Source organism: Mycobacterium sp. PTI7 (assembly GCF_056679845.1).
On record NZ_CM155252.1, the window covers coordinates 1,520,374 to 1,533,613 of the forward strand.

Genomic DNA, 13,240 nt, shown 5'->3' on the forward strand with positions numbered 1-13,240 from the left:
GCGGAGCGGGAGCGCTCGTGAGTACGTTCGACGACGGTCCGACGCCGAACCCTGGTCGCTCGTACGAGATCACGCACCGCACCACCTACGACTACTCCGACGACGTCACCAGTTCCTACGGCAAGGGCTTCCTGACGCCCCGTGACTCGCGGCGGCAGCGGTGCATCTCCCACGAACTCCTGATCGACCCAGAAGCGAGTGACAGCTCCACCAGCCGAGACGGTTACGGCAACGTGTACTCGTACTTCCACGTCACCGAGCGGCACCGGCGCCTGTCGGTGACCAGCCACTCGGTGGTCGAGGTGGACGCCCCGCCGCCCGACGAGTACGGGGGAGGATCCGCGCGGGCGCCCTGGGAGATCGCCCGGCCGGTCGGCCCGGACGGCGCGCTCGCCACCGAGTTCACCCTCGATCTGCGGGAGCCGGAGATCACCGACGAGTTGCGGGCCTACGCCGCCCCGAGTTTCGAGCCGGGCCGGCCGTTGATCGACGTGCTGCGCGAATTGAACGCCAGGATCCACACCGACTTCACCTACCGGTCGGGGTCGACGACGGTGTCCACGCGGGTCGCCGAGGTTTTGCAGGCCCGCGAAGGGGTATGTCAGGACTTCGCGCGGCTGGCCATCGCCTGTCTCCGCTCCAACGGTCTGGCCGCCAGTTACGTCTCCGGATACCTCGCGACCGACCCTCCTCCTGGAAGGGAACGCATGGTCGGCGTCGACGCCACACACGCGTGGGCCGCGGTGTGGACACCGCAGAACCATTGGCTCGGACTGGATCCGACCAACGACCAGATGGTCGACGAGCGCTACGTCGTCGTCGGCTACGGCCGCGACTACGCCGACGTACCGCCCCTGCGGGGCATCATCTACACCGACTCCACCAGCAGCAAGATCGACGTGTCGGTGGACGTCGCGCCATTCGAGGGTGGGCTGCTCCATGCGTGACTTCAACTGCCCCAACTGCGGCCAGCGGTTGGCGTTCGAGAATTCGGTGTGCCTCAACTGCGGCAGCGCACTGGGCTTCTCCCTGGCCGACCGGGCACTGCTCGTCATCGCGCCGGGCGAGGAGAGCGACCACGCCGGCGCCGTCGACTCCAGCGAGTACCGGCTGTGCGCCAACCTCCATGCGGCCAAGTGCAACTGGCTGGTGCCGAAGGGTCCCGTCGCCAAGCTCTGCGAGTCGTGCGCGCTGACCCGCACCCGGCCCAACGACAACGACCCCAAGGCGATGGCGGCGTTCGGCAACGCCGAGCGGGCCAAGCGCCGGATGATCTTCGAACTCACCGAGCTGAAGCTGCCGATCATCGGCCGCGACGAGGATCCCGACTTCGGTCTGGCGTTCGACCTGCTGTCCAGTGAGACCGAGAAGGTGTTCACCGGCCACCACAACGGCGTGGTCACCCTCGACCTCGCCGAGGGTGACGACGTGCACCGCGAGCAGTTGCGCATCGCCATGGCCGAGCCGTACCGCACCCTGCTCGGGCACTTCCGCCACGAGATCGGCCACTACTACTTCTACCGCCTGGTCAGTCCGTCGGCCGACTACTCCGCGACGTTCCGCGAGCTGTTCGGCGATCCCGACCTCGACTACCAGGATGCGCTGGACCGGCACTACAGCGAAGGTGCGCCCCCCGGATGGCCGAAGGACTACGTGTCGTCCTACGCCACCATGCATCCGGCGGAGGACTGGGCGGAGACGTTCGCGCACTACCTCCACATCCGCGACACGCTGGACACCTCGGCGTCGTTCGGATTCGCGCCCGCGGGTGCGACGTTCGACCGACGCGTGCTGGGCCCCAGCGGTTTCGACACCATCATCGAGATGTGGCTACCACTGTCGTGGGCGCTGAACATGGTGAACCGCTCGATGGGCCGCGACGACCTGTACCCCTTCGTCCTGCCGGCCGCCGTGCTGGAGAAGATGCGCTTCATCCACGCCGTGATCGACGCGCTGTCCTGACCGGTTTGACCTCGCGCACGCCGTAGAGCACGATTCCGCACCATGACTCGTACCCTCGGCGCACGCGTCGGCCTCGGTCTGCTGGCCGGTGCGGTCGCGGTGACCCTGGCGGCCTGCGGCGACGCGACCATCACGCCCGACGGTGCCGCGAAGTCGATCGTCGACCTGGTGTCGAAGCAGACGAAGTTCACGCCCACCGACGTGACGTGCCCCGAGGGCGTCAAGGCCGAGGTCGGCGGCGAATTCGACTGCGGCTTCACGGGTCCGGAGAACACTCCGTACACCGCGCACATGAAGATCGTCCAGGTCGACGGCGAGAACGTGACGTTCGACATCAACACCGAGCCCACGCCCTGACCCTTCGTCGCGGATTGGTCTCGCTGCCGTGGCGTTGCCGGGTTTCGGAGGCCCGGCTTCCTAGGATCGCTCGCGTGAACGATCGATACGGCTCCGACATCCTCGCCAGCGACCCGCATGCCGCACGGCGGCCGAAGTCCAAGGAGTTCGCCGCCGAGACCGGGCTGGTGGTCGAGGACGTCCAGACCGGATGGGTGGGCGCCGTCGTGGGCGTCGAGTACAACGCGGTGACGCTGGAGGACCGGCACGGCCGGCGCAGGAACTTCCCACTCGGACCGGGTTACCTGGTCGACGGCAAGCCCGTCATCCTCAACCCGCCGATGCGCCGCCGGGCACCGGCCGCGCCCACCCGGACGGCATCGGGATCGGTGGCCGTCGCCGGAACCCGTGCACGCACCGCGCTCGCCAGCCGCATCTACGTGGAGGGCAGGCACGACGCCGAACTCGTCGAACAGGTCTGGGGCGACGACCTCCGCATCGAGGGCGTGGTGGTCGAGTACCTGGGCGGCGTCGACGATCTGGTGGGCGTCGTCGCGGAGTTCCGGCCCGGGCCCGGCCGCCGGCTCGGCGTGCTCGTCGACCACCTCGTCACCGGATCCAAGGAGGCGAGGATCGCCGACGCCGTCGCCAAGGGTCCCGGCGGGGCGCACACACTGGTGGTCGGGCACCCGTTCATCGACATCTGGCAGGCGGTCAAGCCGGCCCGGATCGGGAAGACCGAGTGGCCGGTGATCCCGCGCGGCACCGAGTGGAAGCACGGGGTCTGCGACGCGTTCGGCTGGCCGCACGGCGACCAGGCCGACATCGCGCGGGCCTGGCAGCGGATCCGTGGAAGCGTCCGCGACTGGACCGATCTCGAGCCCGAACTGATCGGCCGCGTCGAGGAACTCATCGACTTCGTCACCCAACCCGCCGGGTGATCTCCGACCGGGCGGCGTGGTAAGCAGAACTCGTGTCCGACGGACTGTTCGACGACCCGGGCCCCGAGCCGGGCCCGGGCATCACCGCCTCCAGCCCGCTGGCGGTCAAGATGCGGCCCGCCGCCCTCGACGAGGTGGTCGGTCAGGACCACCTGCTCAAGCAGGGGTCGCCGCTGCGTCGGCTCGTCGAGGGTTCCGGCGCGGCGTCGGTGATCCTCTACGGCCCGCCCGGCACGGGCAAGACCACACTGGCATCCCTGATCTCGGGTGCGACGGGCCGTCGCTTCGAGGCGCTGTCCGCGCTCACCGCGGGCGTCAAGGAGGTCCGCGCGGTCGTCGAGCAGGCGCGGGTGGCACTGCTGCGCGGTCAGCAGACGGTGCTGTTCATCGACGAGGTGCACCGGTTCTCCAAGACCCAGCAGGACGCACTGCTCGCCGCCGTCGAGAACCGGATCGTCCTGCTGGTGGCGGCGACGACGGAGAACCCGTCGTTCTCGGTCGTCGCGCCGCTGCTGTCGCGGTCGCTGATCCTGCAGCTGCAACCGCTGGGCGCCGACGCGGTGCGGGCGGTGGTGCGGCGGGCGATCGACGATCCGCGGGGGCTCGGCGGCCGGGTGACCGTCGACGAGGACGCCGTCGAACTGCTGGTGTCGCTGGCCGCGGGCGACGCGCGCCGGGCCCTCACCGCGCTGGAGGTGGCCGCCGAGGCCGGTGAGCACGTCACGGTGGAGGTCATCGAGCAGTCGCTGGACAAGGCGGCCGTGCGCTACGACCGCGACGGCGACCAGCACTACGACGTCGTCAGCGCGTTCATCAAGTCGATCCGCGGGTCCGACGTCGACGCGGCGCTGCACTATCTGGCCCGGATGCTCACCGCGGGAGAGGATCCCCGGTTCATCGCGCGCCGGCTGATGATCCTCGCCAGCGAGGACGTCGGCATGGCCGACCCCACGGCGCTGCCCACCGCCGTGGCGGCCGCGCAGACGGTGCAGCTGATCGGTCTGCCGGAGGCGCAGCTGACGCTCGCGCACGCCACCGTGCACCTGGCGACCGCGCCGAAGTCGAACGCCGTCACCACCGCGCTGGCGGCGGCGATGGGCGACATCCGGGCGGGCAAGGCCGGGCTGGTGCCGCCCCACCTGCGCGACGGGCACTACTCGGGAGCCGCGAAACTCGGCAACGCGCAGGGCTACTCGTACCCGCACGACGATCCCGACGGCGTCGTCGCGCAGCAGTACCCGCCGAGTGAACTGGTGGGCGTCGACTACTACCGGCCGACCACGCACGGCGCCGAGCGCGAGATCGGTGGCCGGCTCGACAAGCTGCGGGCGATCATCCGCCGCCGGCGGGGCTGAGACCCCCGGACGCGGACACGCCGAAACTGCGGGGAGATCACGATCCCGGCCGGATCGACGATCTCCCCGCAGTCTCGACGGGTGCGGTGGGACTAGCGGCGCAACGTACCGGTCCTGCGCCGGCCCATCACCGCGGCCGCGATCGCGACGCCGATGGCCGCGATGACGACCTGAACCAGAAGCAGAATCCAGTCGATGGGTCCGCTCGTCCCCGTGGGGATCCCGAGCTTCGGGGCCAACCACGCGCCGATGAACGCCGCGACGATGCCGACGAGGATCGTGACCAAGAAGCCGATGGGCTGTCTGCCGGGGACGACGAGACGGCCCAGAACGCCTACCACGACGCCGATGAGAATCGTGATGATGATGCCTGTGGGAGTCATTGGTCTTCGCTTTCGCTCGGGAATTGAGTGGGAGAGAAGTACCCCCGCGAGGCGAAAATAAACGGCGGCGTCAAACCGCGTGTCGGACGTAGGCTCGCAAGGGTGCACAGCGAGGTACTCGACGTAGACACCAGGCGCCGGCGGACGGTCGACCTCACCGACGAGGTGCGGTCGTTCTGCACCGGGCGAGGCGACGGCCTGTGCAACGTGTTCGTACCCCACGCGACCGCGGGCGTGGCCATCCTCGAGACGGGCGCCGGGTCCGACGACGACCTGGTGGACGCCCTGGAGCGACTGCTGCCGCGCGACGAGCGCTACCGGCACTCGCACGGTTCCCCCGGTCACGGCGCCGACCACGTCCTGCCCGCGCTCGTGGCGCCGTCGGTCACGGTCCCGGTATCCGCAGGTGAACCGCTGCTGGGCACGTGGCAGAGCGTCGTCCTCGTCGACCTCAACCGCGACAATCCGAATCGTTCGGTTCGGCTCAGCTTCGTCGCCGGCTGACGTGGTCGGCCCGTCACCACGCGGGCTCGCGGACGCTCCCGGAGCGCACCCGGGACGACCGGTACTGTGATGCGGTCGAGAAGCATCGGCGCAGATCGCGGGATCGGCACGCTCATCCCCGAGGGGCCACGGAACAGCTAAGGACAGCAGCAGTGCAGACACACGAGATCAGGAAGCGCTTCCTCGATCACTTCGTGACGGCGGGACATGCCGAGGTGCCCAGCGCATCGGTCATCCTCGACGACCCGAACCTGCTGTTCGTCAACGCGGGCATGGTGCAGTTCGTCCCGTTCTTCCTCGGCGCCAGGACGCCGCCGTGGAACCGGGCGGTCAGCGTGCAGAAGTGCATCCGCACCCCCGACATCGACGAGGTGGGCATCACCACCCGGCACAACACCTTCTTCCAGATGGCCGGCAACTTCTCGTTCGGCGACTACTTCAAGAAGGGCGCCATCGAGTTCGCCTGGACCCTGCTCACCAACCCGCAGGACCAGGGCGGCTACGGCTTCGACCCCGAGAAGATCTGGGCGACGGTCTATCTCGACGACGACGAGGCCATCGGATTGTGGCAGGAGGTCGCCGGGCTGCCGCTCGAGCGCATCCAGCGGCGCGGCAAGGCCGACAACTACTGGTCGATGGGCATCCCCGGCCCGTGCGGCCCGTCCTCGGAGATCTACATCGACCGCGGCCCCGAGTACGGCGTCGACGGCGGTCCGGAGGCCAACGAGGACCGCTACATCGAGATCTGGAATCTCGTGTTCATGCAGAACGAGCGGGGGGAGGGCACCTCGAAGGAGGACTTCGAGATCCTCGGCCCGCTGCCGCGCAAGAACATCGACACCGGCATGGGCGTCGAGCGGGTCGCGTGCCTGCTGCAGGGCGTCGACAACGTCTACGAGACCGACCTCGTCCGTCCCGTGATCGACCTCGTCGCGGCGATCGCGCCCCGCGGCTACGGGGCGGGCAACCACGACGACGACGTGCGGTACCGCGTCATCGCCGACCACGTCCGCACCGCCGCCATCATCATCGGCGACGGCATCAGCCCCGGCAACGACGGCCGCGGGTACGTCCTGCGCCGCCTGCTGCGCCGCGTGATCCGGTCGGCGAAGCTGCTCGGCATCGACACCCCGATAATCGGCGATCTGATGGCCTGCGTCCGCGACGCCATGGGACCGTCCTACCCGGAACTGGTCACCGACTTCGACCGCATCCAGCGCATCGCCGTCGCCGAGGAGACCGCGTTCAACCGCACGCTCACCTCGGGGTCGAAGCTGTTCTCCGACGCGGCGAGCGCCACCACCACCTCGGGATCGTCGGTGCTGTCGGGCACCGACGCCTTCACGCTGCACGACACCTACGGCTTCCCGATCGAACTCACCCTCGAGATGGCCGCCGAGTCGGGGCTCTCCGTCGACGAGGAGGGCTTCCGCGGCCTGATGGCCGAGCAGCGTCAGCGCGCCAAGGCCGACGCCGCCGCGCGCAAGCACGCCCACGCCGACCTGAGCGCCTACCGCGAACTGGTCGACGCGGGACCGACCGAGTTCACCGGTTTCGACGAGTTGACCTCCGAAGCCCGCATTCTCGGCATCTTCGTCGACGGTCGCCGGGTGCCCGTGGTGGCCCATGGCGCCGAGGCGCAGGCCGCCGACCGCATCGAGCTGGTGCTCGACCGCACCCCGCTGTACGCCGAGTCGGGCGGCCAGATCGCCGACACCGGCACCATCTCCGGCACCGGTGCGAGCGGGGCGGCGCGCGCCGCGGTGGCCGACGTGCAGAAGATCGCCAAGACCATCTGGGTGCACCGGGTGACCGTCGAGTCCGGCGAGTTCGTCGAGGGCGACACCGTCACCGCCGCCGTCGACGCCAAGTGGCGCCACGGTGCCACGCAGGGCCACTCCGGCACCCACATGGTGCACGCCGCACTGCGGCAGGTGCTGGGGCCCAACGCCGTTCAGGCCGGCTCGCTGAACCGGCCCGGCTACCTGCGCTTCGACTTCAACTGGCAGGGCGCGCTGTCCGACGAGCAGAAGACCCAGATAGAAGAGGTCACCAACGAGGCCGTCGAGGCGGACTTCGCGGTGAACACGTTCAACACCGAACTCGACACCGCGAAGGCCATGGGCGCGATGGCGCTGTTCGGGGAGAACTACCCCGACGAGGTCCGCGTCGTCGAGATCGGCGGACCGTTCTCGATCGAACTGTGCGGCGGCACCCACGTGCACAACTCCGCGCAGATCGGTCCCGTCACCATCCTCGGCGAGTCGTCGGTGGGTTCCGGCGTGCGCCGCGTCGAGGCCTACGTGGGTCTCGACTCGTTCAGGTACCTCGCCAAGGAACGCGCGCTGATGGCCGGCCTCGCGTCCTCGCTGAAGGTGTCGTCCGACGAGGTGCCCGCCCGCGTCGCGAACCTCGTCGACCGGCTCCGCGCCGCCGAGAAGGAACTCGACCGCGCACGGCTCGCGAACGCCCGCGCCGCGGCCGGGAACGCCGCCGCGGGAGCCGAGACGGTGGGTAGGGTCCGTCTGGTGGCACAGCGCATGGCCGGCGGCGTCTCCGCGGCCGACCTCCGCAGCCTCGTCGGCGACGTCCGCGGCAAGCTCGGCGCCGACCCGGCGGTCGTCGCGCTGCTCGCCGAGGGCGAGAACGACTCCGTGCCCTACGTCGTCGCGATCAACCAGGCGGCCCGGGATCTCGGGCTCAGCGCCAACGATCTCGTCAAGGTGCTCGGCGGGCCGCTCAACGGCCGCGGTGGCGGCAAGCCCGACCTGGCACAGGGATCCGGCACCGGCGCCTCGGGCATCGACGCGGCGCTCGCGGCCGTGCGTGCCGAGTTGAGCCGGAGCTAGCTCCGGTGACCGACGCCGACGGGTACCCGGCCGATCGCCAGCCCGATCGACCCGGGGCCTCGGACCCCGGACGCGGGCGACGGCTGGGCGTCGACGTCGGTACCGTCCGCATCGGCGTGGCGACGAGCGACCCCGACGGCATCCTCGCCACACCCGTGGAAACGGTCCGGCGCGACAAGGGCGACAAGCACATTCGGCGGATCGCACGGATAGCCGACGAACTCGGTGCGGTGGAGGTCGTCGTCGGCCTCCCGCGCACCCTGGCCGATCGGGCCGGCTCGTCGGCCCTGGATGCCATCGCCGTGGCGGATGCGCTCGCCGCGCGCATCGCACCCACGCCGGTGCGGCTGACCGATGAACGATTGACGACCGTGACCGCACAGCGCTCACTGCGTGACGCAGGGGTGCGGGCGAAGGGACAGAGGGCGATGATCGACCAAGTTGCCGCCGTAGGCATCCTGCAGAACTGGCTGGATCAACGACGCCACCTGCTGGCCCCGCACGGCGGAGCGGCCGATGACTGACGACGACGGATACCGCGAGCAGGTCGAGGACTGGCCGCACGAGCGTCCGCAGCCCACCGCGGTGGGACGTCCGCGGCGGACGATGAGCCGCACCGAGCGCGCCCGTGCGGTCCGCAACAAGCGCCGGCGCCGCAACGTCACCGCCCTGGCCGTCATGGCGCTGGTCGTGGTCGTGGTGGGTGCGGTGTTCCTCGGCTCGCAGCTGTGGCACGGCATCTTCGGCACCAGCGACGACTTCGAGGGCGGCGGCGTCCAGGACGTGGTCATCGAGGTCAACAACGGCGACTCGACCACCGCGATCGGGCAGACGCTCGCCGACGCCACCGTCGTCGCCAACGCGGCGACCTTCGTGTCCGCCGCCTCGGGCAACTCCGCGATCGGCGCCATCCAGCCCGGCTTCTACAAGGTGCGCACCGAGATCCCCGCCGCCGACGCGGTCAAGCGGCTCGCCGATCCCGCCAACCGGGTGGGCCGGCTGGTGATCCCCGAGGGCAGGCAACTCGACGACATCGCCGACGTGAAGACCAACGCCGTCACCGAGGGCATCTTCACGCTGATCTCCCAGGCCACCTGCGTGGACCTCGACGGCGGCCAGAAGTGCGTGTCGGCCGACGACCTCGAGAAGGCCGCGGGCGCCGCCACTCCCGCGGAACTGTCGATCCCGCAGTGGGCGATGCAGCCGATCGTCGCGCTCGGCGCCGACCACCGCCGCATCGAGGGCCTGATCGCCCCGGGGACGTGGAACGTCAACCCGTCGGCCACGGCGCCCGAGATCCTCTCGACGCTGATCGCCTCGAGCGTGGCGATGTACGAGGCGGGCGGGCTGCTCGACGCCGGTGCCGCGGGCAACCTGTCGCCCTACGAGATCCTGATCGTCGCCTCACTGGTGCAGAAGGAATCGCTGCCCGCCGACTTCGCGAAGGTCGCACGCGTCATCTACAACCGGCTCAACGATCCCGTCTACCGCAGGCTCGAGTTCGACTCCACGGTGAACTACGCGCTCGACCGCCAGGAGATCGCCACCACCGACGTGGACCGCGGCCGGGTGACGCCGTGGAACACCTACGCCAGCGAGGGACTGCCCGCGACGCCGATCTGCTCACCGGGCCAACCGGCGCTGGCCGCCGCCGAGAACCCGGAGCCGGGGGATTGGCTGTTCTTCGTGACCATCGACATGCAGGGCACCACGCTGTTCACCCGCGACTACCCGCAGCACCTCGCCAACATCGAGGTGGCGCGGCGCAACGGCGTGCTGGACAGCGCCCGGTAGTCGGTCCGAATGTCCGCTCGCAGGGCCGCGGTCCTGGGTTCCCCGATCGCCCACTCGCGGTCACCGCAGCTGCACCTCGCGGCGTACCGGGCACTCGGGCTGGCCGACTGGACCTATGAGCGCATCGAGTGCGCGGCCCACGAACTGCCGGGTCTGGTCGGCGGCCTCGGCCCGGAGTGGGTCGGCGTCTCGGTGACGATGCCCGGCAAGTTCGCCGCCCTCGCCGTCGCCGACGAACGCACCGAGCGCGCCGAACTCGTCGGCTCCGCCAACACTTTGGTGCGCACCGCCGCCGGGTGGCGGGCCGACAATACCGACGTCGACGGCGTCGCGGGAGCACTGGGGCCGGTGGCCGGCGCGGCGGCCGTCGTCGGCTCGGGCGGCACCGCGCCCGCCGCCGTCGCCGCGCTCGCGGGCCTCGGCGTGACCGACGTGGTGATCGTCTCCCGCGACCGCGACAAGGCGGTGCCGATCCTGTCGATGGGCCGCCGGCTCGGCGTCGCCGTCGAGTGGGCGGAACTCGGCACCCCGCTGCGCGACCTCGGCGCGGTGGTCAGCACCATCCCCGCCGACGTGGCCGCCCGGTACGCCGAATCGATCGCCGGGGTGCCGCTGCTGCTCGACGCCATCTACGACCCGTGGCCCACCCCGCTGGCCGTCGCGGTCGAGGCGGCGGGCGGCCGGGTGGTCGGCGGGCTGGAGATGCTGCTGAACCAGGCCTTCGCCCAGGTGGAGCAGTTCACCGGGCTGCCCGCGCCCAAAGAGGTGATGAGAGCCGCACTCCCGCGGCCCTAGCCTTCATACGGTGGGGATCGCCGGGGTGATCGCGGGGGCGGTGTGGCTGGCCGCGCTCAGCGTGCACGACGTCCGTACCCGGCGGCTGCCGAACCTTCTGACGCTGCCCGGTGCGGCCGTCGTGCTGGTGCTGGCGGCGGCGAACGGCCGGGGGACCGCCGCGCTGGTCGGTGCCGTCGCACTGGCCGCCACGTACCTGGTCGTGCACCTCGCCTCGCCGGCGGGCATGGGCGCCGGTGACGTCAAGCTCGCGCTCGGCGTGGGCGCGCTCAGCGGTGCGTTCGGCCCGGAGGTGTGGCTGCTGGCCGCGCTCGCCGCACCCGTCCTCACCGCCGCCGCGGCACTCCTGGTCCGCCGCCGCGCCCTGCCACACGGACCGTCGATGTGTGCGGCGACGGCCGCCGCGGTCGCGCTGGTGCTCTGACGCACCCTCGTCCGAGGCGTCGTTTTCGCTGGGCCCGGCCCCGCGTGGGAGACTGGGACGCGTGTTGCGATGGACTACTGCGGGTGAATCACACGGTCGTGCGCTGGTGGCCGTGATCGAGGGCATGGTCGCGGGTGTCCGGATCACGTCCGACGACATCGCGAGCGAGCTGAAGCGGCGCCGACTCGGCTACGGCCGGGGTGCGCGGATGAAGTTCGAGGCCGACGAGGTGACCATCCTGGCCGGTGTCCGGCACGGCGTCACGCTCGGCGGACCGATCGCCATCCAGATCGGCAACACCGAGTGGCCCAAGTGGGAGACGGTGATGGCGTCGGATCCGGTGGACGCCGACGTGCTGGCCGAGACGGGCGCCGCGCGCAATGCGCCGCTGACGCGCCCCCGGCCCGGTCACGCCGACTACGCGGGCATGCTCAAGTACGGCTTCGACGACGCCCGCCCGGTGCTCGAGCGGGCCAGTGCGCGCGAGACCGCGGCCCGTGTGGCCGCAGGCACCCTGGCACGCGCCTTCCTGCGCCAGGCGCTCGGCGTGGAGGTCCTCTCGCACGTCGTGTCGATCGGCGCGTCCGCGCCCTACGACGGCCCGCCGCCGCGGCCGGAGGACCTCGCCGCGATCGACGACAGCCCGGTGCGCGCCTTCGACAAGGCCGCCGAGGAGGCGATGATCGTCGAGATCGAGGCCGCCAAGAAGGACGGCGACACGCTCGGCGGCGTCGTCGAGGTGGTCGCCGACGGACTGCCGATCGGGCTGGGCTCGTTCACCAGCGGTGACAGCCGGCTGGACAGCCAGCTCGCCGCGGCCGTCATGGGCATCCAGGCCATCAAGGGCGTCGAGATCGGCGACGGGTTCGAGACCGCGCGCCGCCGCGGCAGCGTCGCCCACGACGAGATCTACCCCGGGCCCGACGGCGTGCTGCGCTCCACGAACCGCGCGGGCGGTCTCGAGGGCGGCATGACCAACGGGCAGGCCGTCCGCGTGCGGGCCGCCATGAAGCCGATCTCGACGGTGCCGCGCGCGCTGGCGACCGTCGACATGGCCACCGGCGAGGAGGCCGTCGCGATCCACCAGCGCTCCGACGTGTGCGCGGTGCCCGCCGCCGGCGTGGTCGTCGAGACCATGGTGGCGCTGGTGCTGGCGCGGGCCACGCTGGAGAAGTTCGGCGGCGACTCGCTCACCGAGACGCGCCGCAACGTCGAGGGCTACCTGGCCGCGGTCGCGGCGCGCACCGCCGGCCGGCACACCGATACCGCGGCGGCACTGGGCTGATGGCGCCCCGGGCCGTACTCGTGGGCATGCCCGGATCGGGCAAGTCCACGATCGGCCGTCGTCTGGCGAAGGCGCTCGGGGTGCCGCTGCTCGATACCGACGCCAAGATCGTCGAGACCACCGGGCGCAGCATCGCGGAGATCTTCGTCGACGGCGAACCGGAGTTCCGCCGCATCGAGGCCGACGTGGTGCGGGCGGCGCTCGCCGAGCACGACGGCGTCGTGTCCCTCGGCGGCGGCGCGGTGACCTCGCCCGACGTCCGCGAGGCGCTCGCCGGACACACCGTGGTCTACCTGGAGATCAACGTGTCCGAGGGGGTCCGGCGGACCTCCGGGGGCGGCAGGCCGCTGCTCGCGGGCGACGATCCCGACGCGAAGTACCGGGCTCTCATGTCGGAGCGGGTGCCGCTGTTCCGCAAGGTGGCGACCATGCGGGTGAACACCAACCGCCGCAACCCCGGCGCGGTCGTGCGGCACATCGTGCACCGGCTCGACTGCGCCGACTCCGTGCAGCGCCGCCGTCGCCGGTCCGCCTGGCGTCGTCTCCCCACCGTCCTGACCCCGGCCCCAACCACCGAGTCTCCGCCCAGCCCTGCGGCGTTGGCTCGTCGAG

13 protein-coding genes and 1 pseudogene are annotated in these 13,240 nt (G+C 71.0%); 13 read left to right on the forward strand and 1 reads right to left on the reverse strand.

From position 1 onward, the window contains the following. Positions 1-17 precede the first annotated feature (17 nt). The 5 genes from AC1MEY_RS07435 (at position 18) to AC1MEY_RS07455 (ending at position 4,594) form a co-directional block, all read left to right on the forward strand. The gene (locus AC1MEY_RS07435) at positions 18-947 is read left to right on the forward strand and encodes a transglutaminase family protein (RefSeq protein WP_480230039.1); all 930 of its coding nucleotides are present in this window, start codon (positions 18-20) and stop codon (positions 945-947) included. After that, a complete protein-coding gene (locus AC1MEY_RS07440; RefSeq protein ID WP_480230040.1) occupies positions 940-1,962 on the forward strand; it encodes a zinc-binding metallopeptidase family protein in 1,023 nt (340 codons plus the stop codon). Before AC1MEY_RS07435 ends, AC1MEY_RS07440 begins: the two co-directional genes overlap by 8 nt. Positions 1,963-2,004: 42 nt before the next feature. Beyond that, positions 2,005-2,319 (forward strand): DUF4333 domain-containing protein, encoded by a 315-nt coding sequence (locus AC1MEY_RS07445; protein WP_480230041.1) that lies wholly within the window; start codon positions 2,005-2,007, stop codon positions 2,317-2,319. A gap of 74 nt (positions 2,320-2,393) precedes the next feature. Continuing rightward, on the forward strand, positions 2,394-3,239 hold the full coding sequence (locus tag AC1MEY_RS07450) for a DUF3097 domain-containing protein (RefSeq protein WP_480230042.1): 846 nt from the start codon (positions 2,394-2,396) through the stop codon (positions 3,237-3,239). A 32-nt stretch (positions 3,240-3,271) separates the two neighbouring features. Next, the gene (locus tag AC1MEY_RS07455) at positions 3,272-4,594 is read left to right on the forward strand and encodes a replication-associated recombination protein A (protein ID WP_480230043.1); all 1,323 of its coding nucleotides are present in this window, start codon (positions 3,272-3,274) and stop codon (positions 4,592-4,594) included. Between the two features lie 92 nt (positions 4,595-4,686). On the opposite strand, the gene AC1MEY_RS07460 is transcribed toward AC1MEY_RS07455, so the two are convergent. Further along, complete coding sequence (locus AC1MEY_RS07460; protein WP_163798544.1) at positions 4,687-4,977, reverse strand: GlsB/YeaQ/YmgE family stress response membrane protein; 291 nt, start codon at positions 4,975-4,977, stop codon at positions 4,687-4,689. Positions 4,978-5,079: 102 nt separating this feature from the next. Between AC1MEY_RS07460 and AC1MEY_RS07465 the strand changes: the two genes are divergently transcribed. From AC1MEY_RS07465 to AC1MEY_RS07500, 8 genes and pseudogenes are all read left to right on the forward strand, one after another. Next, the gene (locus AC1MEY_RS07465; RefSeq protein ID WP_480230044.1) at positions 5,080-5,481 is read left to right on the forward strand and encodes a secondary thiamine-phosphate synthase enzyme YjbQ; all 402 of its coding nucleotides are present in this window, start codon (positions 5,080-5,082) and stop codon (positions 5,479-5,481) included. A 152-nt stretch (positions 5,482-5,633) separates the two neighbouring features. After that, a complete protein-coding gene (gene alaS / locus AC1MEY_RS07470) occupies positions 5,634-8,330 on the forward strand; it encodes an alanine--tRNA ligase (RefSeq protein WP_480230045.1) in 2,697 nt (898 codons plus the stop codon). Positions 8,331-8,335: 5 nt separating this feature from the next. Then, positions 8,336-8,854, forward strand: coding sequence for a Holliday junction resolvase RuvX (gene ruvX / locus AC1MEY_RS07475; protein WP_480230046.1), 519 nt, complete (start codon positions 8,336-8,338; stop codon positions 8,852-8,854). Beyond that, complete coding sequence (locus AC1MEY_RS07480) at positions 8,847-10,124, forward strand: endolytic transglycosylase MltG (protein ID WP_480230047.1); 1,278 nt, start codon at positions 8,847-8,849, stop codon at positions 10,122-10,124. Before ruvX ends, AC1MEY_RS07480 begins: the two co-directional genes overlap by 8 nt. A 9-nt stretch (positions 10,125-10,133) precedes the next feature. Then, positions 10,134-10,919: a shikimate dehydrogenase gene (locus AC1MEY_RS07485; RefSeq protein WP_480230048.1), complete on the forward strand. Its 786-nt coding sequence runs from the start codon at positions 10,134-10,136 to the stop codon at positions 10,917-10,919. Positions 10,920-10,929: 10 nt separating this feature from the next. Next, the gene (locus AC1MEY_RS07490) at positions 10,930-11,343 is read left to right on the forward strand and encodes an A24 family peptidase (protein ID WP_480230049.1); all 414 of its coding nucleotides are present in this window, start codon (positions 10,930-10,932) and stop codon (positions 11,341-11,343) included. Between the two features lie 61 nt (positions 11,344-11,404). Next, entirely contained in the window at positions 11,405-12,628 is a 1,224-nt protein-coding gene (gene aroC / locus AC1MEY_RS07495; RefSeq protein WP_480230050.1) for a chorismate synthase, read from the forward strand. Beyond that, positions 12,628-13,186, forward strand: a pseudogene (locus tag AC1MEY_RS07500) (shikimate kinase). The gene aroC and the pseudogene AC1MEY_RS07500 overlap by 1 nt, the downstream one beginning before the upstream one ends. The last annotated feature ends 54 nt before the right edge of the window (positions 13,187-13,240 follow it).